Source organism: Eggerthella sp. 1_3_56FAA (assembly GCF_000185625.1).
Classification (GTDB): domain Bacteria; phylum Actinomycetota; class Coriobacteriia; order Coriobacteriales; family Eggerthellaceae; genus Eggerthella; species Eggerthella lenta.
In genome coordinates, this window is sequence record NZ_GL622579.1 from 995,483 (window position 1) to 1,021,275 (window position 25,793).

At 65.0% G+C, this 25,793-nt stretch carries 24 protein-coding genes and 1 pseudogene; 11 read left to right on the forward strand and 14 right to left on the reverse strand.

Annotation, left to right across the window (positions count from 1 at the left end; all coding sequences use genetic code 11):
* The first annotated feature begins 357 nt into the window (after positions 1 to 357).
* The 4 genes from HMPREF1023_RS04360 to thpR all read left to right on the forward strand — a co-directional run bounded on the left by HMPREF1023_RS04360 (position 358) and on the right by thpR (position 3,084).
* Positions 358 to 1,260 (forward strand): restriction endonuclease, encoded by a 903-nt coding sequence (locus HMPREF1023_RS04360; RefSeq protein WP_009304952.1) that lies wholly within the window; start codon positions 358 to 360, stop codon positions 1,258 to 1,260.
* A 64-nt stretch (positions 1,261 to 1,324) separates the two neighbouring features.
* A complete protein-coding gene (locus HMPREF1023_RS04365; protein ID WP_009304954.1) occupies positions 1,325 to 1,747 on the forward strand; it encodes a hypothetical protein in 423 nt (140 codons plus the stop codon).
* A gap of 114 nt (positions 1,748 to 1,861) precedes the next feature.
* The gene (locus HMPREF1023_RS04370) at positions 1,862 to 2,281 is read left to right on the forward strand and encodes a peptide deformylase (RefSeq protein WP_009304956.1); all 420 of its coding nucleotides are present in this window, start codon (positions 1,862 to 1,864) and stop codon (positions 2,279 to 2,281) included.
* 254 nt (positions 2,282 to 2,535) lie between these two features.
* The gene (thpR, locus tag HMPREF1023_RS04375) at positions 2,536 to 3,084 is read left to right on the forward strand and encodes an RNA 2',3'-cyclic phosphodiesterase (RefSeq protein ID WP_009304958.1); all 549 of its coding nucleotides are present in this window, start codon (positions 2,536 to 2,538) and stop codon (positions 3,082 to 3,084) included.
* Here the strand turns inward: thpR and HMPREF1023_RS04380 are convergent.
* The gene (locus tag HMPREF1023_RS04380; protein ID WP_009304960.1) at positions 3,081 to 4,088 is read right to left on the reverse strand and encodes an asparaginase; all 1,008 of its coding nucleotides are present in this window, start codon (positions 4,086 to 4,088) and stop codon (positions 3,081 to 3,083) included. The two genes, thpR and HMPREF1023_RS04380, sit on opposite strands and share 4 nt — an antisense overlap.
* 131 nt (positions 4,089 to 4,219) lie before the next feature.
* On the opposite strand from HMPREF1023_RS04380, the gene HMPREF1023_RS04385 reads away from it, so the two are divergent.
* Both HMPREF1023_RS04385 and HMPREF1023_RS04390 read left to right on the forward strand, forming a co-directional pair.
* Positions 4,220 to 5,554 (forward strand): Na+/H+ antiporter NhaC family protein, encoded by a 1,335-nt coding sequence (locus HMPREF1023_RS04385; RefSeq protein WP_009304963.1) that lies wholly within the window; start codon positions 4,220 to 4,222, stop codon positions 5,552 to 5,554.
* A 148-nt stretch (positions 5,555 to 5,702) separates the two neighbouring features.
* Positions 5,703 to 7,130, forward strand: coding sequence for an amidophosphoribosyltransferase (locus tag HMPREF1023_RS04390; RefSeq protein ID WP_009304965.1), 1,428 nt, complete (start codon positions 5,703 to 5,705; stop codon positions 7,128 to 7,130).
* Between the two features lie 13 nt (positions 7,131 to 7,143).
* On the opposite strand, the gene HMPREF1023_RS04395 is transcribed toward HMPREF1023_RS04390, so the two are convergent.
* Entirely contained in the window at positions 7,144 to 9,183 is a 2,040-nt protein-coding gene (locus HMPREF1023_RS04395; RefSeq protein WP_009304967.1) for an SEC-C metal-binding domain-containing protein, read from the reverse strand.
* Between the two features lie 227 nt (positions 9,184 to 9,410).
* Here HMPREF1023_RS04395 and HMPREF1023_RS04400 point away from each other — a divergent pair, with 227 nt between their 5' ends.
* Positions 9,411 to 9,671 carry a hypothetical protein gene (locus tag HMPREF1023_RS04400; RefSeq protein WP_009304969.1) on the forward strand — a complete coding sequence of 87 codons (261 nt, stop codon included), beginning with the start codon at positions 9,411 to 9,413 and terminating at the stop codon, positions 9,669 to 9,671.
* On the opposite strand, the gene HMPREF1023_RS04405 is transcribed toward HMPREF1023_RS04400, so the two are convergent.
* A complete protein-coding gene (locus tag HMPREF1023_RS04405) occupies positions 9,662 to 10,201 on the reverse strand; it encodes a Fic family protein (protein ID WP_227100919.1) in 540 nt (179 codons plus the stop codon). The two genes, HMPREF1023_RS04400 and HMPREF1023_RS04405, sit on opposite strands and share 10 nt — an antisense overlap.
* 252 nt (positions 10,202 to 10,453) lie before the next feature.
* Here HMPREF1023_RS04405 and HMPREF1023_RS04410 point away from each other — a divergent pair, with 252 nt between their 5' ends.
* Positions 10,454 to 10,864 carry a peptide deformylase gene (locus tag HMPREF1023_RS04410; RefSeq protein WP_009304972.1) on the forward strand — a complete coding sequence of 137 codons (411 nt, stop codon included), beginning with the start codon at positions 10,454 to 10,456 and terminating at the stop codon, positions 10,862 to 10,864.
* A gap of 60 nt (positions 10,865 to 10,924) precedes the next feature.
* On the opposite strand, the gene HMPREF1023_RS04415 is transcribed toward HMPREF1023_RS04410, so the two are convergent.
* From HMPREF1023_RS04415 to HMPREF1023_RS04425, 3 genes are all read right to left on the reverse strand, one after another.
* Positions 10,925 to 11,914, reverse strand: coding sequence for a diaminopimelate dehydrogenase (locus tag HMPREF1023_RS04415; RefSeq protein ID WP_009304973.1), 990 nt, complete (start codon positions 11,912 to 11,914; stop codon positions 10,925 to 10,927).
* Positions 11,915 to 12,076: 162 nt separating this feature from the next.
* Complete coding sequence (gene fdhF, locus HMPREF1023_RS04420; protein ID WP_083802126.1) at positions 12,077 to 14,788, reverse strand: formate dehydrogenase subunit alpha; 2,712 nt, start codon at positions 14,786 to 14,788, stop codon at positions 12,077 to 12,079.
* A complete protein-coding gene (locus HMPREF1023_RS04425; protein WP_009304976.1) occupies positions 14,781 to 16,634 on the reverse strand; it encodes an NAD(P)-binding protein in 1,854 nt (617 codons plus the stop codon). The genes fdhF and HMPREF1023_RS04425 overlap by 8 nt, the downstream gene beginning before the upstream one ends.
* A gap of 228 nt (positions 16,635 to 16,862) precedes the next feature.
* On the opposite strand from HMPREF1023_RS04425, the gene HMPREF1023_RS04430 reads away from it, so the two are divergent.
* Positions 16,863 to 17,369: a hypothetical protein gene (locus HMPREF1023_RS04430; RefSeq protein ID WP_009304977.1), complete on the forward strand. Its 507-nt coding sequence runs from the start codon at positions 16,863 to 16,865 to the stop codon at positions 17,367 to 17,369.
* 37 nt (positions 17,370 to 17,406) lie between these two features.
* Here the strand turns inward: HMPREF1023_RS04430 and HMPREF1023_RS04435 are convergent, their stop codons facing one another.
* Entirely contained in the window at positions 17,407 to 18,390 is a 984-nt protein-coding gene (locus HMPREF1023_RS04435; RefSeq protein ID WP_009304978.1) for a YafY family protein, read from the reverse strand.
* Between the two features lie 154 nt (positions 18,391 to 18,544).
* Here HMPREF1023_RS04435 and HMPREF1023_RS04440 point away from each other — a divergent pair, with 154 nt between their 5' ends.
* Positions 18,545 to 19,501, forward strand: coding sequence for an L-lactate dehydrogenase (locus HMPREF1023_RS04440; protein WP_009304979.1), 957 nt, complete (start codon positions 18,545 to 18,547; stop codon positions 19,499 to 19,501).
* Positions 19,502 to 19,508: 7 nt separating this feature from the next.
* Here the strand turns inward: HMPREF1023_RS04440 and HMPREF1023_RS04445 are convergent, their stop codons facing one another.
* A complete protein-coding gene (locus tag HMPREF1023_RS04445; protein WP_009304980.1) occupies positions 19,509 to 20,348 on the reverse strand; it encodes an RNA methyltransferase in 840 nt (279 codons plus the stop codon).
* 98 nt (positions 20,349 to 20,446) lie between these two features.
* Here HMPREF1023_RS04445 and HMPREF1023_RS04450 point away from each other — a divergent pair, with 98 nt between their 5' ends.
* Positions 20,447 to 21,028 carry a hypothetical protein gene (locus HMPREF1023_RS04450; RefSeq protein WP_009304981.1) on the forward strand — a complete coding sequence of 194 codons (582 nt, stop codon included), beginning with the start codon at positions 20,447 to 20,449 and terminating at the stop codon, positions 21,026 to 21,028.
* 233 nt (positions 21,029 to 21,261) lie between these two features.
* On the opposite strand, the gene HMPREF1023_RS04455 is transcribed toward HMPREF1023_RS04450, so the two are convergent.
* The 6 genes and pseudogenes from HMPREF1023_RS04455 to HMPREF1023_RS04480 all read right to left on the reverse strand — a co-directional run.
* Positions 21,262 to 22,149: a patatin family protein gene (locus tag HMPREF1023_RS04455; protein ID WP_009608713.1), complete on the reverse strand. Its 888-nt coding sequence runs from the start codon at positions 22,147 to 22,149 to the stop codon at positions 21,262 to 21,264.
* Positions 22,146 to 22,526 (reverse strand): hypothetical protein, encoded by a 381-nt coding sequence (locus HMPREF1023_RS04460; RefSeq protein WP_009304983.1) that lies wholly within the window; start codon positions 22,524 to 22,526, stop codon positions 22,146 to 22,148. Before HMPREF1023_RS04460 ends, HMPREF1023_RS04455 begins: the two co-directional genes overlap by 4 nt.
* Before the next feature lie 113 nt (positions 22,527 to 22,639).
* Complete coding sequence (locus HMPREF1023_RS04465; protein WP_009608761.1) at positions 22,640 to 23,455, reverse strand: TatD family hydrolase; 816 nt, start codon at positions 23,453 to 23,455, stop codon at positions 22,640 to 22,642.
* The gene (locus HMPREF1023_RS04470; protein ID WP_009304985.1) at positions 23,452 to 24,210 is read right to left on the reverse strand and encodes a ThiF family adenylyltransferase; all 759 of its coding nucleotides are present in this window, start codon (positions 24,208 to 24,210) and stop codon (positions 23,452 to 23,454) included. The genes HMPREF1023_RS04465 and HMPREF1023_RS04470 overlap by 4 nt, the downstream gene beginning before the upstream one ends.
* Positions 24,211 to 24,448: 238 nt before the next feature.
* Positions 24,449 to 24,979, reverse strand: a complete 531-nt coding sequence (locus tag HMPREF1023_RS04475) for a hypothetical protein (protein WP_009304986.1) — start codon at positions 24,977 to 24,979, stop codon at positions 24,449 to 24,451.
* A 148-nt stretch (positions 24,980 to 25,127) separates the two neighbouring features.
* Positions 25,128 to 25,793: pseudogene (locus HMPREF1023_RS04480) on the reverse strand (hypothetical protein); the annotation flags it as partial.

The following is a 25,793-nucleotide window of genomic DNA, read 5'->3' on the forward strand; positions in this document are numbered from 1 at the left end:
GCCGAAGACAATTTCTCGACGAAACGGTACTCCACGTTGCTGATCAACGCGCGTACAATCTGCGACGAATCATCACCCATACGGGCTCCCATCTCGAAGAACGACTTTTGTAGCATACTATGAGATGCATCCGATCTGCAATTGCTCCATAGTCGCTTCGGACTTCGGCTGACTAGCTCGTCTTAGGCAGCACGCAATCAAGCCCCTTTCGCGCAAGCAAAGTCCATTCTCTCCCAAGATGTGCACGATTAGCTTCGCAGCATTCTCAATCTGCTTGCTTATGGACTCTAAGCGAATTAGTCTTTTCAAAGGTACGCCAAACCTAATGGCGAAGCAAAATGTCAGAGGAGGACAATCGTGGCTGTTCCCACTCAATCGGAAATGTTCGGGGTCGTCTTGAGAGTCATGGGCGACGATATTGATCGAGGGTGGCGAGACGTGCAGAACGATGTAGCGCGCGAAGTCGGGTTGACCCAAGAAGAAATGGAACAATCGACGCCGAGCGGCGTTCCCACTTACAAAAGCAGGACCGACTGGAGTGTATCCCATTTGTACCGCGCAGGCTTGGTCAACCGTATTTCAAGAGGCATTTATCGGATAAGCGCTGAAGGCCTGGCGTTCCTTGCAGAAAAACCCAGCGACCTCGAGGTATATAGAAAAACCTGCGGACTCATCAAACAAAGGAATCCCCGGAACACTACCAAAAACAGAGTAGAGTCCAAGATCGACGAGCGCCAGGACGAAGAGGAAATCAAATCCCCTCAAGAGATGATAGAAGACAGTATTGAAGAAATAAACTCTTCGCTCGCAGATGAGCTTCTTGACACGATCCTGGATAAAGACCCGAGGTTTTTCGAAGACCTCATTGTCGACCTGCTTGTGAAGATGGGTTACGGACAAGGGAGAGCAACTCAGTACGTCAGCGATAGCGGGATCGACGGAATCATCACAACCGACGCGCTCGGTTTTGATCCCATTTATACACAAGCAAAGCGATACGCCAAGGACCACAGAGTCGGCAGACCCGAATTGCAGGCATTCGCCGGCGCGCTTGGCAATGTGGCACGAGGCGTATTTATCACCACGTCAAGCTTTAACTCAAGCGCAGTGGACTTCGCAAGCAGGTACCCCCACGCAACGATTGTACTCATCGATGGACAGAAACTATCTGAGCTAATGATCAAGTACGATTTAGGCGTTACCATCGAAAGAAGCTTTCAGGTTAAACGCTTGGACATAGATTATTTCGAGCAGGCCTAACCTCGATTCAGAGCATCACAAACGATCTCGAACCTGCTTAGTTTCACAGCACAAAGGATGACCATTGAAAATAATCGGACCTGATGCCACTAACTTCCAAACCGAAGATCAAGACGATGCGAACGCGCCTTCGCAGGACACGAGCAGCTCCGACAAGCCCGCAGTTGAGCAGGCCGAAACCTTCAGCAAGGCCGTCGACATCGCCGAGAAGGCGCTGCGTTTCGCGACCTTGCCTGCTGGCATCAAACGCGCGGCGACCCGCGTCATGCCCACGGTGAAGAAAGCAGCGAAGGTGGCTCCAATAGTCACACCAGCGGCCAATCCTTACATCCTCAAAGCTGTCGCGAAGGCCAAAGAGGTCGCGCCCGAGGTCGCCCAAGCAGCGAAAGCCGTCGCTTCGGGAGCGCAAACCGGAGCAAAGACAGCCACCGGCCACATACGCACGACGGCTCCCAAGCTCGGCCATGCTGCCGCCGGCAAGGTATAGCACATCGCAGGCGAGCTCAAGCGCAAAAACGACGGCAGCGGTAACCCGTCCCCTCCTTCATGATAAAATCCTCGGACAAGCATCGAATGACGAACCATCCTTGAACGGAGCATCATGATCAAAGAACTGGTAAAGGACGAGGCCATCCTCTCGCAGGTATGCACCCCTGCCACGACCGACGACGCGCAGGTGGCGGACGACCTTGTGGAAACGCTGACGTCGATGGACGGCGCCGCTTGCTTGGCGGCGAACCAGATCGGCGCTACGACCTGCATCATCGCGTACCTGGACGACGACGATCAGCCGCACGTCATGTACAACCCGCGCCTGCTGCAGGCGCTCGGCGCGTTCAAGGCCGTCGAAGGCTGCCTCTCGCTTGAAGCCGACTCCAAAGTCACGCGCTTCGACCGCATCAAGGTGGGCTACAGCGAACTGGTCGACGGCGAGCTCAAGCCGCGCAAGAAGGATTTCAACGGCTGGACGGCGCAGATCATCCAGCACGGCATCGACCACTGCAAGGGCAAGCTGGTCTAGCCTCATGGGCAAGAAGCCGAATGCCGCTGCTCGCCCCTTGCCGCCCGCGCCCAAGCTCAACCGCGCCCTGCGCGGCGGCTTGGGTCCGAACAAGGCATCGGGCCACAAAGGCGGTATCAGCCGACAGGGCTCGAAGCGGGGATAACGGTCCGCGTTATGCACGCAGTATAGAAGCGACGATCTCGCGCTGCTCGATCGCCGCTTTCCCGCGCCCGCGCGCAAGATGCCGCTCGACATGGAATAAGGAGCTCCCCATGAGGACGTTCATCGCGCTCGACCTGCCGCCCGACTTCGCTGACGACGCGGCCGCGCTCGCCCGCCGGCTGAGCGCGTCGATGGAGGGGCGCTTCCTGAAGCGCGACACCTACCACCTCACGCTCGCCTTCCTCGGCGACGTCGACGAAGCGCAGCTCGCTGCCGCGACCGACGCGCTGGAAGCCGCCTGCGCCGGCGCGTCCCCCGTCCCGCTGCGCAGCGACGGCCTGGGGAAGTTCGGCCGCGCAACCGACGCGACGTTGTGGCTGGGCATCGCCGCCGCACCCGAGCTCGAGCAACTGGCGGCGCGTCTGCGCGACGAGCTGCGTGCCCGCGACGTGCCCTTCGATGCCAAGCCCTTCAAAGCGCACCTCACCCTCGCGCGCCGCGCTCGCATCCCGCACGTCGGCCTGCCGCACCTGGCGTTTCCCCAAGACGACGAGGCGTACGACGTCACCCTTTACAAGAGCACGCTCGACCGCGCGGGCGCCGCTTACAAGCCGCTGCACACAGTGCGCCTCGGAACCATCGCAGCCGAGCGTTCCTAGCCCTCTTCCGCCAGCCGGTCGTGGTTCACCGTGCGGTAGAACAGGTCGCGGATCTCGTCGGGGTCGCTCGTCTGTCCGAGCGCCCACATGGTCTTCGCCACAAGCGCCTCGGTGGTCATGTCGCCGCCCTTGAGGATGCCGCGATGTCCCGCATAAGCGCGCCCGACCTCGTACACGCCCAGGTCGCAGCCCTCTTCGGGCACCTGCGTGGTCACGACCAGCGTGCGCCCCGAATCCACCCATCCGAAGATGGCGCGGCGATAGTCGCCGTAGTCGGGGATGCCCCCGATGCCGAACGTCTCCAGGATGACAGCGTCGTAATCGCGCTTGAGCAGGTCGAAGATGCTCGGATTCATCTCGGGCGTCAGCTTGAGCACGAACACGCGCTCGTTGAGGCTATCGTACACGCGCGGCGCTCCCCCGACGCCCGCGCACGTCGCAGGCGACCCCGCCCTCACGATGCGCTCGCCGCGCACCAGCGCGATCTCAGGAAAGTTCACGCTGGTGAACGCGTCAAAGCTCATCGTACGCTGCTTGCGCGCCCGCGTGCCGGCTATCACCGCGCCGCCGAACACCACCGACACGTCGCACGAGCGATCGTCGGCCGCGAACAGCAGGCTCTGGTACAGGTTGAGCTTCGCGTCGGTGAAGGGGCTGGCCATGGGCTGCTGCGAACCGGTCAGCACGATGGGCTTCGGGCTGCCCTGCACCAGGTAGGACAGCGCGGCGGCCGTGTAGGCCATCGTGTCGGTGCCGTGCAGCACCACGAACCCGTCGTAGGCGTCGTAAGCGTCCACGATCTCGTCGCGGATGCGCATCCAGTCGGCCGGGCGCATGTTCGTACTGTCGATGTTCATCGGCTGCACCACGTCGAAATCGCACACATCCGCGATCTCGGGCACGTAGCGCGCCAGCTCTTCGCCGCCCAGCGCCGGCGCCAAGCCGCGCCCATCCTCGACCGATGCGATGGTGCCGCCCGTCGCCACCAGCAGTATCTTCTTCATACCGTCGCTTTCCTCCATTCGACCGCTCTCGCCACAGTGTAGCACTCGAAACGCGCGCCTTGCCCTCTATTGCCCGCACCTTACGGTATGATGGAACACCGCAACGAAGACGAAGGCAAGAAGGGACGAATATGGAGGAGAAAACCACCGAGACCGTCAAGAAGGGCAACGTCAAGGCGCTGCTTCCGATCGGGGTGTTTTTGGTGCTGTATCTGGGACTGGGCATCTTGTTCGAGTACGGCATGGGCATTCCCATGGGCTTCTACAACATCCCCGTCGTGGTGATTTTCCTCGTCGCGCTTCTGGTGGCGTGCTTCCAAAACCGAAAGCTGCCCTTCGATGACAAGCTTACCATCATGGGCCGCGGCATGGGAGACAAGACCATCGTCACCATGGTGCTCATCTTCATGGTGGCCGGCATCTTCGTGGGCACCGTAGGCCGCGACAGCGCCGAAAGCGTGGCCTACCTGCTGCTTTCCGTCGTTCCCGTGCAGTTCGCCGTAGCGGTGCTGTTCGTGGTGAGCTGCTTCGTGTCGCTGTCGATGGGCACGTCGGTGGGTACCATCACGCTGATCACGCCCATCGCCGTGGCGGTGTCGTCCGCGTCCGGCTTCAGCCTGCCGCTGTGCGTGGCCAGCGTCATGGGCGGCGCCATGTTCGGCGACAACCTCTCGTTCATCTCCGACACCACCATCGCAGCCTGCCAAGGCCAAGGCTGCCAGATGAAGGACAAGTTCCGCGAGAACTTCAAGATCGCCCTACCCGCGGCCATCGTATCGCTCGTCATCATCCTCGCTCTGTCGTTCGGCGCCGACCTCGGCGGCAGCGTCGTTCACGAGTACGACCTGATCCAGCTCATCCCCTACCTCATCGTGCTCGTTGGCGGCATCATCGGCGTGAACGTGTTCGTTGTGCTGTTGCTGGGCATTCTGTCGGGCTCTATCATCATGGTGGCCACGGGTGCCACTGCCGCCACCGACCTGCTGGCCAACATGGGCTCGGGTGCCGCAGGCATGTTCGAGACCACGATGGTGGCGCTGCTGGTGTCGGCCATCTGCGCGCTCATCCGCGAGTACGGCGGGTTCGTGGCGCTGTTGAACGGCATCAAAAGCCTGTTCAAAAGCAAGAAAGGCGGTCAGCTGGGCATGGGCTTGCTGGTGGGTGCCATGGACATCGCCACCGCGAACAACACCGTGGCCATCGTCATCTCGAACCCCATCGCCGCCGATATGGCGAAGACGTACGGCATCTCGAAGCGCAAGACGGCATCGCTTTTGGACACGTTCTCGTGCGTTTTCCAAGGCATCCTGCCCTACGGCGCCCAGATGCTCGTGGCCATCTCGGCCGCCACGGAGCTTGGCTTCGCGGTGTCGGCGTTCCAGATCATCCCGTTTCTGTTCTACCCGTTCCTGCTGCTGATCAGCTCGCTCGTGTTCATCTTCATCGTTCCGGACAAGAAGAGCTAGCCGAAGAGGGAAAACGCTTCGCCACGAGGCGCGAACTCGTGCAGAAAACGCGGATCGTGGCCGCTCAGCGTTCCTTCGGACCGGCGGTAGCCGTATACTGATATTTTTGTTGGCACGGATTAGCGGCAGGCACAACGAAAGGCAAGCAATGGGCGGATTCTTTGGGGCGGCGGCGCATCACGACGTGGTGCTGGACGTGTTCTTCGGCGTGGACTACCACTCCCACCTGGGAACGAAATGCGCAGGCATGATCTTCCACGATGCGGAGGAAGGATGCTTCCAACGCGAGATCCACTCGATCGAGAACACGCCGTTCCGCACGCGCTTCGAAGACGACCTGCAGGGCTTCCACGGTTGCAGCGGCATCGGCTGCATCAGCGACACCGACCCGCAGCCGCTGCTGGTGCGCTCGCACCTGGGCACGTTCGGCATCACCACGGTGGGCGCCATCAACAACGCCGAGGAGCTGGTGGAGAAGAACTTCGCCAGCGGCGGCCGGCAGTTCATGGCCATGAGCTCGGGCAAGGTGAACACCACGGAGCTCGTCGCCGCGCTCATCAACCAGAAAGACGACTTCGTTTCGGGCATCAAGCACGCACAGGAATCCATCGACGGGTCGCTCACGCTGCTCATCATCACCCAGGACGGCCAGATCATCGCCGCGCGCGACAAGGTTGGCCGCCTGCCCGTGCTCATCGGCAAGAGCGACGACGGCTTCTGCATCTCGTTCGAATCGTTCGCCTACCACAAGCTGGGCTACCGCGACGAGTACGAGCTGGGCCCCGGCGAGATCGTGCTGGTGAACCCCGACGAGTACCGCACCATCTCCCCCGCCGGCGACAAGATGAAGATCTGCGCGTTTTTGTGGGTGTACTACGGCTATCCGAACTCGAATTACGAAGGCGTGAACGTCGAGGTCATGCGCTATCGCAACGGCGCCATCATGGCGCGCGACGAGGCCGCGGCGGGCGGCGCGCCCGAGCTCGACTACGTGGCCGGCGTGCCCGACTCGGGCGTGCCGCACGCAATCGGTTACGCCACCGAATGCAAAACCCCCTTCGCCCGCCCGTTCATCAAGTACACGCCCACGTGGGCGCGCTCGTTCATGCCGAGCAACCAGGAAGTGCGCAACCGCGTGGCGAAGATGAAGCAAATACACATCCCCGAGCTCATCAACGAGAAGAAGCTGCTGTTCGTGGACGATTCCATCGTGCGCGGCACGCAGCTGAACGAGACGGTGGACTTCCTGTACAAGTGCGGCGCAGAAGAAGTGCATATGCGCTCGGCCTGCCCGCCCATCATGTTCAGCTGCAAGTACCTGAGCTTCTCCAGCAGCCGTTCCGACATGGAGCTGCTCGCACGCCGCATGGTGGACCAGCTGGAAGGCGAGGAGGGCGTGCAGCACCTCGACGAGTACGCCGACGGCTCCACCGAGCGCGGCAAGTGCATGTTGAAATCCATCTGCGAGCAGATGGGCTTCGATTCGCTAGGCTACCAGTCGCTCGACGGCATGCTGGAAGCCATCGGCATCGATCCCGAGAAGGTGTGCACGTACTGCTGGACCGGCAAGGAATAACCCCGAGGGGCGTCTACCTTCCGCAGCACTTCTTGTACTTCTTGCCGCTGCCGCAAGGGCAAGGGTCGTTGCGGCCGACCTTCATGACGTCGCCCCTCTCGTTGTAGAACACCTTCTTGCCGGCCATACGCTCCAGCAGCTCCTGCGGCGACCAGCCGTTGTTCTCCCACGAGGGCAGCGAGTTGTACACGTTCGTGATCAGCTTGGGCAGCCGTTCCTCGTCCTCGCAGCACGCGTCAAGGCCCAGCTCGCGCACGTAGGCAAACAAATCTTGGATTCCTGCGCCCTCCATCGCACCCATGACCAGAGCCTCGACTACGCGGTCCGCGAAGAAGAAGTCGTCCTCACCGTCGGGGACGCGGGCATCCAGGAAGTTCCGCAGCTGCACCACGGTGGACAGCTCGAACAGCGCGCCGATCGCGTCGCGCTGCAGCATGGAGGGCTCGAACGGGCGCGGCGGGTTTTTCGCGTGCTCCTCCAACAGGAAACGCCGGTAGCCGTCAAGTTCCTCCCATTCGGAGCCGAGGCCCTCCCCCATCCGGTGGAGGGCTTTCTCGATCAAGCCCTCGTCTACGACCTCGTCCGCGAGACTCGTCAGATCGTCCAGGAAGTCGGGGGCGTGCAGACGGGCGTACTCGGAAGCCGCGTAATCGTTGCCGATGGCATAGTGAACCAGGTGATCCACCCCGTCGCACTCCCACAGCTCGAACCCGCACTCGAAGAAGGAAGCCTCAACTTCGATCAGCTCGACGAACCGCCGGCGCGTCACAGGATCGGAACAGGCCTCCCGGTAGCGAAGGTAGGCATCGTCGAGCGAGACGACACCGTAGAAGGTGGTGCACGCCTCAGCGCACGTCACCACCTCTTCGTTCCGGACCCGCACCCGTTCGATCTCCTCGAAGTCGACGTCTGCGAGCATGCACTTGGTCTGCTCCGGGGCGAAGGCCGTGAAGCGCCCTCCCTGCCAAAACAGGAACGTGTATGGCATGAGGGGCGTCAGGTACAGGCGTCTGCTCACATCTTCGGCGCCGAACGACACGGCTCCCTCGCACGCCAGCTCCTTGGCCGTCCTGAAAGCGCCCGGGGAGCACGCGGCCAGCATATCGCGCAGCAGGTCGGACGACGAGGGGACGCTCTCCGCGACGGCGCGGGCCAGCTCGGCCTTGCGCAGCTTGGAGAGTCCCTTGAGGCCGAGCAGCCGACCGACGCCTTCGAGCTCCGTCTTCGTGTACAGCCCCAGGCACGCCTCGAGCGTGCCGGCCGGCTCGCGGTCCAGGGCACGCTCCCGCAGGATGGCCTCCTTCTGCTCGAAGCGCCCCTCATCCCACGCGTCGAAGCGCTCGTCGAAGGCCGCAGCGCGTTCGGCCTCCGTAAGCCCCGCGAGCGCGCCGCGATGGAAGCCCGGGGGAAGCTGCTCCCCGAAGGCGGCGATACGCGCGTCGCGCTCGGCGTCGGCCAAGAGACGCTCGACGGCGCGGTTGCGACCGGCCTCGTTGAGGGCGCGCGAGCGCGCGACGAAGTCCGCAGCGGTGCGCACGAGGCCCTTGGCGCGGCGTTCCTTGAAATCCGCCTGGGCGGAAGCAGCGACCTCGGGGCCGAACTCAATGCCGAGCACGTTCAACATGCCGTCGTAGACGATCAGATCGTCGAACGGCAGCAACGTGGTGCGCACCACGTCGGGCCACTCGCTCAGCAACTCGCTCGGCTCCAACTGTATCCCGGCAACCGCGAACACGTCCTCGTCGCCCATGAGCAAGGCGCGCCCATCCTCGTGCCCCGCGAACACGAACGAACCCGTCAACGCATCCTTCCACGCAAGAGCGGTGTCAAGGAAGCGCTTCGGCAGGTCGAAGGGGTTCTCGCGGACGAAGTCGTCAATGATCCCGACGCTATCCCACAGCGTCTCGGCCACGAGGGCAGCCTTGGATTGGGATTCGAGATCGACGATGGGGAGGGGAAGCTCGCGAACCACCTCGAAGCGCTCGTTGGCGTACCCAAGCAGCGCGTTGATGAGCGTATAGAACCGGTCGGCCTGCTCGTACGTGAGAATCATGGAAGAACTCCTCGGTCGCGGATCGTCCTGATCAACCTATCGGAACAATCGCATTGTACCATCCATGCGATAGAACCGGGCTGCGCGACTGTTTCGACCTGCACCGTTTCACAGTACGCGACTGATTTCCGTCGGAGGTTCGCTTGTCCCGATAGTGGTACTCACTCCCCGCGCGTTTCCGGTATCCTTCGCAGCATACGAACGAAGCGCCGACGAAGGAGAGTCCCATGAGCAATGCAGCCCTCGCATCCCAGCCCCAACCCCGGCAGACGCGCGGAGCCCACGCGCGCCCGAATCGCGCCGTCGAGATCCGGGTCATCCCCGGCGGCCTGCTGCGCGAGGAGCCGCACCCGGCCCACGCGAAGGCCAGCCCGCTCGACGGCATGCGCGGCATCGGCTTCGATCTCGCCGGAAAGGAACGCGCCGTCGCGGCAACGTTCGGGATCCTGTTCGCCCTCGCCGCTCTGGCCGCGGCGATCTATTCCTGAGCGGCCTCGGCAAACGCTGCGATCCGCTCTTCCTCGCTATGGGAAAGCGATCGGAGCATCTCGGCGAGCCCATCCGAATCGCCGTCGGCGAGCATCGCAAGATATTCAGCGCGGCGCTCGAACGGAACGACGACGGGAGCCAACCCCGCCTGCAAAAGACCACGGTTGACGAGTATCCTACCCGTGCGTCCATTGCCGTCCTCGAAGGGATGGACGCGCTCGAACCGGATATGGAAACGCGCCTCGCGCAGATACGGGTCTACGTCGTCGGCATGGTTGTACTCGTGAACCAATTGCATCATGAGCTGGTTCACCTGGTTCGGCTTCGGCGGAATGTGCTCTGCGCCGCGAATGAGCACCGAGATCGTTCGATAGCCGCCGATTTCGTTGATGTTCTTGTTGATAGCCTGCGCAATCCTCTTGACGAGCCGCTCGCTCAAGGTCACTTGCATTTCCTCAAGCGCCAGGCTCAGCGCGTATTTGTGGTTGATTGCCTCGTACAGTTCTCTCGCAGTAGCCGTTACCTGCAAAGAATTATCGTTCCAGAGGATTGCGTACGTTTCGGCGTACGAAAGCGTGCTGCCTTCGATGGCGTTCGAATGGTAGGTGCTTCTCGTCATGAAATCCTCGAAGTACGCCCTGTTGCCGCGCATGAATGCGACTGCATCCACGATATGCGCCTCCTCTCCGTCGATTTCACGTACACTATACCAAGAGAGTGCAGGAGCGCGAGCCTCGTCATGCCAAACGGCAAAGGCTCGTCACGTGGAAAGGCCTTCGCGATGATTCGTCCCATCATGAGAAACGAGCTGGTTCTGCAACAGCCTTCAACGGCGGCTACCGAAGCCGATCTGCCCATCGCGCAGGATCTTCTGGACACGCTTGCGGCGCACCGCCATTCGTGCGTCGGCATGGCGGCGAACATGATCGGCGAAGTCAAACGCATCATCGCCTTCGACAACGAAGGTGCATACCTGGCCATGCTGAACCCCGAGATCGTCTCGCGCGCAGGCGCCTACGAAACGGAAGAAGGCTGCCTGTCGCTTGCGGGCACGCGACCCGCGACGCGCTACCGCACCATCAAGGTGAGCTACCAGGATCTCGCCATGAAGCCGCGCGTCAAAACATTCACCGGCTTCACCGCCCAGATCATCCAGCACGAAATCGACCACTGCAACGGCGTTTTGATCTAGCATGAAGAAGGCCTCGCCGCGGGCGCAGCGAGGCCTTCGACGCATCGGGTCGAGAACGCCCTACAACATCTCGGCGCGCAAGTCCTCTCCGCTCTTGGCGGAGAGATAGGCCGGAGCGATGTCGAACATCGTCTTGCAGCCGACGACACCCTCACGACTCAGACGATGCGCGGCACGGGCACAGGCAACTAGCACGCTGCCGGTGAACTCGGGGTTGGAGTCCAGCTTGAGCGAGTACTCCACCACGTGGGTGTGCTCGCCGTTTTCGCCGGTCACGCCCGAGCGGAACACGGAGCCGCCATGCGGGATGCCGGCATGATCGCGGTCGAGCTCCTCCTGCGAGATGAACGTCACCGTGGTGTCATAGTCGGCGAAGTAGTTCGGCATCTCGACGATGGCCTTCTCGATAGCCGCCAGGTCGGCACCTTCCTCGGCCACGACGAAGCACTCGCGCGTGTGCTTCTGACGCGTGGTCAGCTGCGGCTTCTCGCCGTTGCGCACGGCTTCGAGCGCCGAGGCGACGGGCACGGTGTACTGGCGCGCATCGGCCACGCCCTCGATGCGACGAATGGCGTCGCTGTGACCCTGCGAGACGCCGCGGCCCCAGAACGTGTAGTCCTCGCCCTCGGGCAGCACGCTGGAAGCGTACAGACGAGCGATGGAGAACATGCCTGGATCCCAGCCCGCCGAGATGACGGCCACATTGCCGCTCTCCTGCGCAGCGGCATCCACCTTGGCGAAATGGGCGGGGATGTTCGCATGGGTATCGAACGAGTCGACTACGTTGAACAGGTTCGCGCATGCGGGCGTCTGCTCCGGCAGGTCGTTCGCGCTGCCGCCGCATAGGACGAGCACGTCGATATTGTCCCGATGCGATGCCATTTCGTCAGCAGCGAACACCGGCACGCCTTCCGTCAGTGGTTTCACCGTCGCCGGGTCGCGGCGCGTGAACAGCGCCACCAGCTCCATGTCGTCGTTCTGCCTGCAGGCCAGCTCCACGCCGCGCCCGAGGTTGCCGTATCCGAATATGCCGACGCGCGTTTTCGTCATGCGTGCTCCTCACCGTGATGTCTCGAAAAGTACTCGTTAATGATGCACAGGCGCAACCCGAATCGTCAACGCACGCAAGTCAACTACAACAAAGCCCCACGTCGTTGAAACGAATTGGAAATGAAACGGGAGGGACGCGACGGGCGCCCCTCCCCCAACAGCCTACGCCTTCTCCACCTTCACGGCGCACACCTTGTATTCGGGGGCCTTCGACACGCGGTCGAGAGCGGCTATGGTGAGCCAGTTACTGTTGCCGTCTTGGAAATGGAACGGCATCCACGTATGTCCCGGCGACGTCTTCTCGGACACATGCGCGACGGACTCGATGGAGCCGCGGCGCGACGAGACGCGCACGATGTCCCCGTCGGCGATGCCGAGAGCCTCGGCATCGCACGTGTTCAGCTCGATGAACGAGCGGTTCGCTATCTCGTTCACGCCGTCGGTGCGAGCGGTCATGGCGCAGGCGTTGTACTGGTACAGGATGCGGCCCGTCATCATGACCAGCGGATACTCCGCATCGGGCAGCTCGGCGGACGGCTGGTAGTCGGGTGTGGAGAACGCGCCCAGCCCCTGGGCGAACTCGCCCATGTGCAGGATGGGCGTGCCGGGATGCTCGGCGCTTGGGCACGGCCACTGCAAGCCGCGGCCGGCCGTCTCGTCGCCGTCGAGGCGCGCATGGCTCATGCCGCCGTACGTGGGCGTGACCGAGGCGATCTCATCCATGACCTCGGCCGCGCTCAGACGCGGCTGCGCATAGCCCATGCGGTTCATGACCTCGGTGAAGATGTCGGTGTCGAGCCACGCGCCCTCAGGCCCGCCCACGGCTTTGCGCACGCGCTGGACGCGCCGCTCGGTGTTCGTGAACGTGCCCTCCTTCTCGGCGTAGCTGCGCCCGGGCAGGATGACGTCGGCGTACTTGGCCGTCTCGGTCATGAACAGGTCGTCCACCACGAAGAACTCGAGCGCCTCGAGCGAGCGGATCACGTGGTGGGTGTCGGGGTCGGTGCGCACGGGATCCTCGCCGAACAGGAACAGGCCCTTGATGCCGCCCTCGATCATGGCCGGGAAGCATTCAGTCGCCTTAATGCCGCGCGCACGCGGGAGCGCAACCCCCCACGCCTTTTCGAAGCGGCGCACCACCTCGGGGTCGGCCACCTTCTGGTAGCCGGGCAGATCGTCGGGACCGGCGCCCATGTCGCAAGCGCCCTGCACGTTGTTCTGGCCGCGCAGCGGGTTCACGCCGCCGCCCGGCTTGCCCAGGTTGCCGGAGATCATCGCGATGTTCGACAGCGCCATGACGCCGTCGGTTCCCGTGGAATGCTCCGTCACGCCGAGGCAGTACATGATGGCAGCCGCATCGGCCGCCGCGTACATCTTCGCCGCGGCCACGAGATCGCGCCGATCGATGCCGCAGATATCCTCCACCAGCTCGGGCGTATAGTCGCGCACCGTCGCGGCCAAGATCTCGAAGCCCTCGGTGCGCTCGCGCACGAAGTCCTCGTCGTACAGCTCGTGCTGGATCAGGTAGTTCACGATGCCGTTTGCGAACGCGACGTTCGTTCCCGGCCTCAGCTTCAAATGGATGTCGGCATGCGCGGCCAGCCCGATATCGCGCGGGTCGACCACGATGAGCCGGCAGCCGCGTTCGACCGCCGCGCGGATCTGCATGCCGATGACGGGGTGCGCCTCCTCGGGGTTCGACCCCACGAGCATGATGACCTCCGCCTTGCGCGTGACGTCTTCGATGGAGTTCGTCATCGCGCCGGAACCAAGCATGGTCGCCAGACCGGCGACCGTGGGGGCGTGTCAAACACGCGCGCAACAGTCCACGTTGTTCGTTTGGAGCACGATGCGCGCCATCTTCTGGAACAGGTAGATGTCCTCATTCGTGGAACGCGAGCACGCAAACGCCGCCAGCGACTCGCCGCCGTGGGCATCGCGCAGCTCGGTGAAGCGCCTCGCCACGAGGTCGAGCGCTTCGTCCCAGGTAGCAGGCTCGAACTCGCCCGTCTCGCGATTCTTTACGAGCGGCGTGCGGATGCGGTCGGGCGCGTCGACGAAATCGAAGCTTGCCGAGCGTCCCTTCACGCACAGAAGCCCTTGGTTCGACGGACCGGGCGCCGCTTCGGCATCCACGATGGCGCCGTCCTTCACCACGAGGTCCAGTTGACAGCCCACGCCGCAATGCGGGCATGTGGTGCGCACGCGCCCGGTCTCCCACGAGCGATACGCCGCTCGGCGCTTCTCGGTGAGCGCGCCGGTGGGGCACGCCTGCGCGCAGGTGCCGCACGACTCGCAGTCGGTGGCGCGCCAGCTCGCGCCGAACGGCGCCTCGATCAGCGTGCGCACGCCGCGCTTCGCCGCATGCAGCGAATGGTTGCGCGCGGCGTCGTTGCAGGCGCCCACGCAGCGCTGACAGCGGATGCACAGGTTCGGATCGTAGGAGAGGAACGGGTTCTCGTCGCGCACCGGCTCGCGCTTCTGCGCGACCTCGTAGGGCGACTCCAACACGCCGTATTCGCGGCAAACGGCCTGCAGCTCGCAGGCGCCGTTCTTGTCGCACGAGAAGCAGTAGTTCGTGGAGTCAAGGCCGTGATCGGCAATGATGAGCTCCAGCGCGATGCGTCGGTACGCCTCGACGCGCGGCGAGGAGGTGGTCACCTTCATGCCGTCTTGCACGGACGTAGCGCACGAGGGAACCGGTTGGTCGAACCCTTCCACGTCCACGACGCACACGCGGCACGAGGCGATGGCGCTGCGCTCTTTCAGGAAGCACAGCGTGGGGATGCGGATGCCGGCAACGCGCGCGGCATCGAGGATGGTGGACCCTTCGGCAACGTCGAGGGCGATCCCGTCTATCGTGATGCTAGGCATACTGGTGCCTGCCTCCTTCCATAACGCCGCAGCCGAAACGATCGCAGCGCAGGCAGCGCCCGCACTCCTGCACGACCTCTTCGCGGCTCATTCCGTTCTCGACGCCATCGAAATCGAGCCGCCGCTCGCGCGCGGGACGCTCGGTTATCTCCACGCGCCCCTTGGGCGTGCGGTCGTTCTGCAACGGTTCGGGCACGTCGATGTCGCACGGCAGCTTGTGATGGTATCCCAAGAACTCGTCGATATTGCGCGCGGCAACCTTCCCCGCCCCGATGGCGCGGATCACCGTGGAGGGGCCGGTCTGGCAGTCGCCGCCCACGAACACATGGTCGTACCCTTCGGCCGCAAGATGATCGTCGGCATTGAAGCAACCCCAGGTGGTGCTCATGCCGAACTCCTCGAACGGGCCCGACACCACATCTTGCCCCACGGCGATGAGGATGATGTCGGCTTCTATGCGGCGCGTCGGCTTGTCGGCCGCCATCGGCGCCGGACGGCCGCCGCGCACGGGACCGATCATCTGCGGCTGCGTGATGAGCGCCGTGCAATGTCCGCGCTCGTCCACCTCGATGCTGGCGGGCGCCTCCAGCACGATCATCTCCACGCCCTCGGCGATGGCGCTCTCCACCTCAGCCGGCAGCGCCGTCATGTCGTCCTTGCGGCGCCGGTACACCACCGAGACCTCGTCGGCCCCGGCGCGCACCGACGTGCGCGCGCAGTCCATGGCGACGTTGCCGCCGCCCACCACCACCACGCGCTTGCCCGTGAAGTCGGGATAGTCGCCATCGCCGATGGCCCCCAGCAAATCCACTGCCGAGACGACGCCTTCGGCATCCACGCCGTCGATGCGCAGCGACTTGCCCGTCTGCGCGCCGATGGAGACGTACACCGCATGGTACGTGTCGGCTATCTCGGCCATTTCATGCGCGCCCACCGCTTCGCCGCAGCGGGCCGTGATGGTGCCGGCGTTCAGAATGCCGCGGATGTCCTCGTCCAAGCGCTCGCGCGGAAAGCGGTACGCGGGGATGCCGTAGCGCAGCATGCCGCCCAGCTGGGCGCGTTCCTCGAACACCGTCACGCGGTGCCCCATGAGCGCGAGGAAGTACGCGCAGGTGAGCCCGCTGGGCCCGCCGCCGATGACGGCGACGGTGCGCGCGGTGTCCACGCTGCGCGGCGGGGGCGCCACCTGGTCGGCTGGCATCTGGTCGACCGCGAACTTCTTGATCCCGCGGATGTTGATGGGCGCATCGATGAGCGTGCGGCGGCACCGCGTCTCGCAAGGATGCTCGCACACGAACGCGCAAGCCGTGGGAAACGGGTTATCCTTGCGCACCATGTTGACGGCACCGGCGTAGTCGCCCGCCGCCGTGAGCGCGATGTAGGCGGGCACGTCCACGTGCGCGGGACACAGCGTCTCGCAGGGAACCGTCTGGCCGACGCCGGCCTGGCAAACGCGGACGTGCACGTGGCTGGCATACTCGTCGGCGAACGTATCGAGACCCTCCAGCACGCTGCGGGCGGCCTCGTAGCCGATGGCGCAATCCGACGTGTCGCGGATCATCTCGGCCAGCGCGCGCAGGCCCTCCAGTACGCCCTCGTCGGCGTCGCAGTCCACCACGCGTTTGAGCATCGCCGCCAGCTGCGGGATGCCGTCGCGACACGGAACGCACTTTCCGCAGGTCTGCGCGCCGCTTGCCTGCAGCATGGTCAGCTGCACGGCCAGCGGGCACATGCCCGGCGGCGTCGCCTCGACACGGCGCGCGAAGGTGTCCAGGTGCGCGGCAATCCGCGCATCGTCGCGCGACCGCGGCGCAATCGATAGCTTGGCCACTGGCTCTCCATCCATTATCGGCTCGAAACCGACGAGCGTCTCCAACGTGTTTCCCGTGCGTCATTCTAACGCAAACGACGCGCCTTGCGGCGGCCGCGCGCGCAAGGCGCGGAGAAGGCACACGGGCAGCGAGCGGCGCAGACGGGTCATGCGGACCGAACGATCGGCAGCTGTCCCACAGAAAGGACAGGCTTGAACCGCCGAACGTGTACCATACGCAACAAGAGAGCAAAGGAGAGTCCCATGCATGCAAGACAAGCCGACCAAACGTCCCTTTTCGCCCCCGTCGACGCGGCCGCGGCGTTCGCGAACCTGTACCAGCGATGGTTCGACGACCCGCGCGGCCTCGCACGAGCCAACCGAAGGCAGGCGCGCTGCGCCGTCGGATCGTACGTGGCAGACGTGCTCGCCCTGTTCGACGAACGCGCCCGCGCCTACCTGCCCGGCGCGCCTACCGTCCTGCGGTTCGAAGGCTGCGACCTCGCCGTGTTCGTGATGCGGGGGCCGCACATCGCGCTGCACGTCGGCAGCTTGGAAACCGACGCGCCCGTAGCGGGACTGCGCTGGAAGAGCCTGCGCCCCTGCTCGTACGCCATCGGACGGCAGGTGAGCGATCTTGTGTTCTGCACCGACGAGAACGGGTTGCTCGTGGAACTGGAGATCGTCCTCGACGACGGAGGCCGACTGGTCGTCGGCGGCGGCCGACCCGCCTGCGAGCACGACGAAGAGGCGATGCCGCAGGCGGTGTGAGGCGCGCGGACAGCCGAGGCGCTGGAACGGCGGCGTCCTACTCGTACGCGGCGACGATGTCCTCAAGGTAGGCGCGGTACTCCTGCGCCAGCGCGGTCGGCTTCTCGATGCGAACGCGGCCGCCGAACTGAGCCAGCCACCCGAACAGCACGGGGCTCTTCATCACCGTCGCGTACACGCGCGCCCGCCTCTCCCCCGTCGGCACCGACTCCACGTCCTTGCCGAACCGGTCGATGACCGCGCCCATGACCTCCTCGTCCACCAGCAGCGTGGCCGCCACCGGCTCGCCGCTGTACATGCCGAACGCGCGGCTTTCCAGCTCGCGCGCGTCGAACGTGGCGATGCGCTCGTTTTTGAGCGCGGGCTCGTCCAGCACCTCGATGCGGTCCATGCGGTCCACGCGGTAGTTCGCGAAATCGTCGTGCTTCTCGTTGAACACGACCAGGTAGTAGTAGCCTTCCGCGTACACGAGCTGCACGGGCGTCTCGATGTAGCGCTCGCCGTTATGCTGCAGCGCCTTGCGTTTCGCCGCATCGTACTTGAAGTAGACGAACGAGATCCGGCGCTTGAGCGCGATGGCCTCCTGGATGCGGTCGACGCTGCCGAACACCGACTCGTTCTGCATCTTGATGCGGCCTTCCACGTGCACGCGCTTGTCCAGCAGCGCGCGCTGCCGCCGCGAGGCCAGCTGCTTCACGCCCTCCACCAGCGCGTCGCTTTTACGCTGCGTGAGGAAGCGGGAGCTCTGCACCGCGTCCACCAGCAGCTGCAGCTCGGCGAACGCGAACGCGCGGTGCTCCACGGCGTACTCCACCGGCGCGCGCTGGTAGGTGCGCACGTCCACGCCGAACTCGCGCAGCGCCTCGATGTCGCGGTAGATGGACTTGCGCTCGGCCGAGATGCCCAGCGCTTCCAGCTTCCCGATGATCTGCGCCATCGTGAGGCCGCGTTCGGCATCGGTCTCCTCCTCGAGCATCCGCATGAGGTACAGCAGCTTGAGCTTCTGACGATTGATGGCCATGGCCCCTCCTTGGCGACGACGGTGCAGCTTGCCTGCCACGCTCTCAGTATAGCCGCCCTATCCTTTTTTCGGTACAGACAATCGATGAACGACCTTGACGGGTTCGCCGGGATGCAGTAGGTTCTCACTCGAACATGTCGACGGAAGGAAGCGTATGCAGCGCGTTATCAACGATCGGAAAGTGGCCATCGTAGGGTGCGGATTCGTGGGTTCGGCAACCGCGTTCGCGTTGATGCAGAGCGAGCTGTTCACCGAGATGGTGCTCATCGACGTCGACCGCGACCGCGCCGAGGGCGAAGCGCTCGACATCGCGCACGGCATGCCCTTCGCCGGCCCCATGAACATCTACGCGGGCGACTACGACGACGCGGCCGATGCGGCCATCATCATCGTCACGGCCGGCGCGAACCAGCAACCCGGCGAAACGCGCCTGGACCTCGTGCATAAGAACGTGAGCATCTTCAAGTCCATCATCCCCGAAATCGCCCATCGCGACTACCAGGGCATCTTGCTGGTGGTGTCGAACCCGGTGGACATCCTCACGCACGTGGCGCTGAAGCTGTCGGGCATGCCCGAGAACCGCGTCATCGGATCGGGCACGGTGCTGGACACCGCGCGCTTCAAGTACATCCTGGGCGAGCACCTCGGCGTGGACCCGCGCAACGTGCACGCGCGCATCATCGGCGAGCACGGCGACAGCGAGATCGCGGCATGGAGCACGGCGAACATCTCGGGCATCCCGGTGAACGACTTCTGCGAGCTGCGCGGCCATTTCGAACACGACGAGTCGATGCAGCGCATCGCCGAGGACGTGAAGAACAGCGCCTACGAGATCATCGCGAAGAAGAAGGCCACCTACTACGGCATCGCCATGTCGGTGAAACGCATCTGCGAGGCCATCGTGCGCGACGAGAAGCCCATCCTGCCCGTGTCGAACTTCCAGAACGGCGTGCACGGCCTGCACGACGTGGTGCTGTCGATGCCGGCTGTGGTCGGCAAGAACGGCATCGAGTACCAGGTGCCGGCCCCGCTGTCCGACGACGAACTGGCGCGCCTGCACGAGTCGGCGAGCACGCTCCGGGAAGTGATCGACGGGTTGGATTTGGAGTAGACGGCGCTCAATCGCGCCACTTCGTGCGGAGCTCCCAGAAGGCCACGGCGCTGGCCGCCGCCACGTTGAGGGAGTCCACGTCGTGGTCCATGGGGATCTTCACCGTGTAGTCGCAGTTCGCGATCGTCGAGGGCGCGAGGCCGTCGCCTTCGGTGCCTAGCACCAGCGCCAGCTTGTCGCAGCCGCGCAGGCGCTCGTCGTGCAGGAAGATCGCCTCGTCCGACAGCGCGAGCGCGGCCGTCGAGAAGCCCAGCGAGCGCAGAAGCGGCACGCCCTCGGCCGCCCAGGCGCGCTCGCTTCCGATGCGCGTCCACGGCACCTGGAACACCGTCCCCATCGACACGCGCGCGGCGCGACGGTACAGCGGGTCGTGGCACGACGGCGTAACCAGCACCGCGTCGATGCCCAGCGCCGCCGCCGAGCGGAACACGGCGCCGATGTTCGTGTAGTTCGTCACGTCCTCCAACACAGCCACTCGGCGCGCGCTCGCCAGCAGATCCTCCACGCGAGGCAAGGGCGGGCGCTCGAACGCGGCCAGCGCGCCGCGCGTCACCTCGTAGCCGGTCAGGGCGCGGAACTGCTCGCGCGTGGCCACGAGCACGGGAAAGTCGGGATCGCCGTCCAACAGCGAATCGACGAGTGGCATCGTCTGATCGAGCCACTTCTCCTCCATGAACAGCGAGCGCATCCGCACCCCGGCGGCCAGCGCGCGCTCGATCACCTTGCGCGACTCACCGATGAACAGGCCGTGCGTGCTGTCGGGGCAATCGCGCAACTGCGCGTCGGTCATGCCCGAGTACGCGGCGAGCCGCGGGTCGTCGAGGTCTTCGAGGTGGATGATCGGCATGTCGTTTTCCTTTCAGTCGCCGACCATCGTACCACCGCTCGCCACGATGCTCTATACTCGACTGATCCGATCAAGCACGTCGCGCGAAGGGGATCCTCATGGCCGCTACCGTCAAAACGCTTCTCGAACACCACGGCGAGCTCTACTGGGGCACGCGCAAGGCCAATCCCGGCTACTGCTACGGGCTGGCGCTCGACGTGGGCGCAGACGGGCTGGCAGCCGAGCTCGTATACGTGATGAGCGATCTTGACGAGAACGACGAACCGCTCGTGACTCCCGAGACGCTCGTGTCGTGCTTCACCGTGAACGACCTCGAGGACAACGGCATCATCCTCAGCAACTACCTGGACGACGAGGATGCGCCCGAGGCCGTGGGCTGGTACTGCATCGAGAAGTCGTTCTTCGGGCGCGACAACGTGGAGGCGCTGCTGGATAACAACGCTCGCCTCGACGGCCATCTCGACATCGTGCTGCAGATCCTGCTGATCTCGCCGGAAGAGGTGGCGCAGGGCATGCCTTCGCTCGACGAGCTGTCGTTCTTCGACCTCCTGGAGGAGCTCGAAGGCGTCGCGGAGCGCATCGACAACGGCGACGTGCAGCCGCCGCTGCCCTTTTCGTTCCGCCTCGTGGGCGACGCGCTGTTCGGCTGGGAGCACGCCGACGAAGAGGATTTCCGCTAAGGGTCGACGCACCGCGGGCGTGCACGTCTTTAAAGTGCTATGTGCGGCAAAATCCAGGTTTTGGCACACCGCGCGTTCGGTTCGAGCCTTCGGAAGGGCATCGCGCTTGCGCGCGTCGACAAAACCCCAGGTGGGGTTTTGAGTTGTCGAGCCGCACGCCAGTCCGTCGTGCCAAAACCTGGATTTTGCCGCACATCGGCTTCTGAATTAGTGCGCATGGCAACACCGAAAGCTCAAACCCCCTGCCCTGAGAGAAACCTCTCCCACTTGTCGAATTCGGATAAAGCCTGCATGCGGCCTCGCTCGTAGTTGCGGGCGAGCTTCTCCGCGTCGCGCTCGGTGTTCTTCACGCCCTGATCGTTCGCGTAGAACACGTAGGCGCGGCCCTCGGCCTCGAGTCGGTCGAGCCGGTCGAGTTCGGCGTCGTAGCGCCGGTTCCAGGTGTCCAGCGCCTCCCGCATGCGCGGACGCCGCCAGAAGAACGCGTCGTAGAAGCGGTTGGGCTTGAGCGGTCTGCGGAAGCCGCGCGGACGCGTGCAGACGACGAAGAACCTGCTCAGCCCATCGTCCATCGCGCGCGGCACCATGATGCCGCCGCCTCGTCCGATGCCGCCGTCGTACAGCGCACGCCCGTCGACGACCGTCGGCGGCAGCACGATGGGATAGCTCGTCGAGGCGCGGACGCGCTCCATGAGCGTCTGCTCGGTAGGAAAATCGCCGCGCGTGAAACAGACCGTCTCGCCCGTGTCGCGGTCGATGGCCTGCAAGGTGGCGCGCGCTGGGTTCGCTTGGAAGGCGTCGAAGTCGAAGGGCAGCGCGCAGCTTGAGAGGACGCGCGCATCGCCGTGCAGCGCCGCGCCGACGCCGTCGGCGTCCACGAACAGCATCACCCACCAGCGAAACAAGAGGTCGTCGAGACATGCGGTGAACGAGGCTTCGTTGCGGCGCGCGTCACGCGAGACGTAGTCGATCGCATTCGTCGCCCCCGCCGACAATCCGTACACGTCGTCGAAGAACAGCCCTTGCTCCAGCATGACGCTGATCGCGCCCGCCGAATACGAGTTGCGCATCCCGCCGCCCTCGAACACGAGAGCCACGTCGTGCACCGTGCCGGCCATCATCTCCCGCCGCCTCCTTCGATCTCGGCGATCTCCTTGCGGAGGGCGGGCAGGTCGGCGTGCGGCGCGACGAGGCGCCGATAGAGGCGCTCGACTTCGGCGCGCAGCGCGATTTCCCTGGCCTCGCTCAAAGCGTAGAACGAGACGCGCAGGTACAGTTGCAGCTCCTTGGCGCTTTCGAGTTGCAAGGCATCGCACCCGCAGCAACGTTCCAAGTCGTCGGCCAGGTCGCGCAGCAGCCCCGACGTCACGCGGAGCATGCGGTCGTAGCTCGCCTTGCGGTTGCGGTACGCCGTGTACTGCGGCAGGAACAGCGCGGTGCACACCGCCAGCACCTCGGCGCACGCGGTGAACCACTCGGGCAGCGTTCCCAGCTCCATCGCACGACCTCCTTTCGGTTTCGCATCCTTACCGGCACTATAGGAGGAGGCGTCGGTCGCGAGCGGCTGGCGCGGCGCTCGTGGGAGCTCCGTTGACCGGCCGTGACGAAAAGCTAGCGCAAAAGCTCGCGGCCGGTCCGCGCGATACGAGCGGCAAGGTCGTCGCGGGGCGTGCGACGCAGGTCGGCGAGGGCTTCGAGCATGGCGGCGAGCCGAGCGGCTTCGGCGGGCGCATCGTAGCGCTCGCCCGGCTGGGACGGGGCGTCGGTTTCCAGCAGCAGGCGCTCGGCCGGGACGGCCTGGGCGTAGGCACGGCCGCGCTTCGACGCCAGCATGCGCGGATTGATCGAGAAGAAGCAGCCGGCGCGGACGGCGCGCTGCAGCTCATCGGACGTGCCCGAGAACCAATGGAAGATGCAGGCGTTTCCCGCGAGCGCGCCCGCGCGCTCAAGCACGTCGAGCGCCTCGCCCGCAGCCTTCACGGCATGGATCGACAGCACCTTGCCGCCGCTCGCGCACGCCCGCGCGACGCGCTCGAACGCCGCAACCTGCATGTCGCGCGTCGCGGCGCGATCGCGGCCGAAGTCGAGGCCGACTTCCCCGATGAAGCGCTCGTCCTTCGCCAACCGCTCGAACAGCGCCACGTCCTGCGAGCCCAAGCGGCCGTCGGCGATCCACCACGGGTGCAGGCCCAGCCCCACGCGCACGTTGCCGAACGGCTCCAGCAGCTCGCACGCCCACTCGTAGCCCTCCGGCGTCACCGTCGTAGAGAACGCGCCCATGTCGAGCTCCGCCAGCTCCTGGGCAGCAACCCGCACGTCGGGATCGAAGTCCAGGTGGCAGTGCAGATCGAACAGCGCGCTGGCTGACGCCGCACGGGATCCTTCGACTCCGCGCTGCGCGCTGCGCTCAGGATGACAGGACATCATGCGTGCTCCTCCCCCGCATGCGCGCCAACGCCTGCGAGCGCGCACAGCACCTCGCCGGCGATCATCTGGCCCATGATGGGCGGCACGAACGAGGCGGTGCCCAGGTTCGACCGCTCGCGGCGCTCCGCACCCTCGCGCACGGGCACCGGCACGGGCTGCTCGCACGAGTACAGCACTCGCAGGCGGCGGATGCCGCGTTTGCGCGCCTCCTTGCGCATGATTCGGCACAGCGGGCAGCTCACCGTGTCGAACACGTCGGCGAACCGGAAAGCTTCGGGCCGCAGCTTGTTGGCCGCTCCCATGCTGCTGACGAGGCGCACGCCGTGCGCATCGGCGTACTGCGCGACGGCCAGCTTCGCCGAGATCGTGTCGATGGCGTCCACCACGTAGTCCACCCTGTCGGCGTAGGCGTCCAGGAATTCGGGCACGTCCTCGGCCAGCACGAACCGGTCGAGCGCCTCCACCTGCGCCTCGGGGTTGATGTCGGCGATCATCGCGCGCGCCACGTCCACCTTCTTACGGCCGATGGTGCTGCGAAACGCGATGGCCTGGCGGTTGATGTTGCTGGCCTGCACCACGTCGTGGTCCACCACGATGAGCCGCCCCACGCCGCCGCGCGCCAGCGCCTCGACGCAGTTCGAGCCCACGCCGCCCACGCCCAGCACCATGACGGTGGAATCCGCGAGGCGCGCCAGGCCGTCGCGTCCCATGATCAGTTCCAGTTTCGAGGTGGCGGTGTCGCCGGTTGCCATCATGCGCGTCCTTTCTGTCGGCGATCATGGTAGCACGGCCGCCGGATCGGCCGCGCGAGAAGCCCGCCGCATTGTCGCCCGAAGCGGTCGGTTTCCGAGTCCGGACCGTCCGTTTCGAACGACGGCGGTCGCGGCGGCATGGCGCCTGCGATGCGCGTCGACGCATCATCATCGCTCCGAAAACACGCCTCACGCGCTGTGGCGTGTTTTTAGGGCGAAGATGCGCGGCAGCACGGAACGCCTATCGCGCCCGCCCGATTCCCAGACGCGCGAGGTCGGCCGCGAAGCGCTCGGCCGGCAGGCCGATACCCTCGAAGCCGGCCGCCTTGCACGCCATACGCTCGTTGGCGAGGCGGCACAGCTCGTGCGGGAACGGCTCGCCCTCGTCGGACGGAAGGGGAAGCGCCAGCGGCAGCAGCTTATCCACCAGCACGTTCATGAACGCCACGGGGCGCCGGCCGTGCGTGCGCGTCACGACCGGAATCCCGCCGAAGAACAGGTACGCGTCGATCGAACCCTCGGCGAAGCCGCATGCCGCCAGCGACGCGCGCAGCGCCGACACCGCCGAGCGCTCCCAGTCGCGCCACTCCCCGGGCTGCATGCACGCGAACGCGGCGAAGCGGTTGCTCGCGTTCGCCAGCAGCAGCATATCGCAACCTCCCAGGGCTATGCGGTGCGCCTCCCAGCAGAACAGCAGGTCGTCCACCTCGCCGTACGGCGGGCGCGGCAGGCCCACATGGCGCTGCATGGGTATGGTGATGCCGAATTCCACGCGCTACCCCGCATCCTGCGAGAACCGAGCGTGCGGGCGCAGTGCGTCCTTAGCGAAGCGGACGCGCAAGCAGCCTCCCTCATCGAGCGCGGCATCGAAGCTGTAGGCGGTTGAAGTCATGCCGCTCAGTATACCCCGCGTCGCGACGTCAGGACGCGACGGAAGCCGCAGGCGGATTCGCCGCCAGCTGCGCCGCTCCGGCAGAGCCGGCCGTCCCCGAACCCGCGGTCGAGCCGGCCGCACCGCTGGAGCCCGTCGGCGCGCCCGTGCTGCCGGAGCCGCTGCCGGAACTGCCGCTCGATCCGTCGCCCGAATCCGACAGGTTGCCGCTCCCGCCGCCCGAACCGCTGCCGCCGTCCGACGAGCCGTTCGATCCGGAAGAGCCGCTCGAGTCCGTCGACCCCGAGCCGGATCCCGAGTTCGACGATCCCCGGTCGCCCGACGACGACCCGGAATTCGACCCGGAATCGGTTCCCGAGCCGGAGCCCGACCCCGACGATCCCTTGCCGTCCGACTGGCTCTCGCCTTGATCCTTCGCGCCGTCCTTGGACGCGTCGCTTTCCTCGGGCGAGGAAGATCCCGTCGAATCGTCCTTGCCGTTGGAAGCCGCCGGGGCGTCGTCGGCCGGCTGGCTGCGCGACGGCAGGATAGGCTCGGTTTTCGCGCCCACGCCCTGGCCGGCCGACACGAAGTCGATGACGAAGGCGGATACCGCCACCGCAAGCAGCGCCGACACGATGGATACGATCACCACGCCGCGCTTGAACTTCTTCTTGCGCTGGCGCTCGGCGCGCGCCCGCTGCACCACCGTGCC